1 protein-coding gene is annotated in these 504 nt (G+C 66.9%); it reads right to left on the bottom strand.

The window, feature by feature from the left end:
- A partial coding sequence (locus A8G15_RS28900; protein WP_068166640.1) for a DUF1003 domain-containing protein occupies positions 1–409 on the bottom strand: 409 nt, incomplete at its 3' end.
- Positions 410–504 lie beyond the last annotated feature (95 nt).

Raw genomic sequence — 504 nt, 5'->3', positions numbered from 1 at the left:
CCTCGCCGACCGCGAGACGCAGGGCGGCGAGTTCCCGCGCGAGGAACTCGGTGTCCGCCTTCGTCTGCTCGGCCCGCGCCCGATCCTCCTCGAGCGAGACCCGGTCGCGGTTCTCCTGCCGGTTCTGTGCCAGGAGGATCAACGGCGCCGCGTACGCCGCCTGGGTCGAGAACGCCAGGTTCAGCAGGATGAACGGGTACGGGTCCCACTGCAGTTCGACCGCCACGATGTTCAGGAAGATCCACACCACGACGATGACGGTCTGGATCAGCAGGTAGCGGCCGGTGCCGAGGAAACGGGCGATCGACTCGCTGACCCGGCCCACGGCCTCGGCATCGAAGTTGACCCGGAAACGGGAAGACCGGGGCGTGTCGAGACGCTGGCTGGCCAGAGTGCTGCGGTCACTCATCGTCTGTCTCCTCTTCACGCCAGTCTTCGGGCAGCAGATGATCGAGCACGTCGTCGACGGTGACGGCACCGAGCAGGTGCTGCTCGTCGTCGACA

The organism is Rhodococcus phenolicus, assembly GCF_001646785.1.
Lineage (GTDB): Bacteria > Actinomycetota > Actinomycetes > Mycobacteriales > Mycobacteriaceae > Rhodococcus > Rhodococcus phenolicus.
The sequence above is the reverse complement of the archived record's forward strand: the minus strand, read 5'-3'. Positions and strand labels throughout refer to the sequence as shown.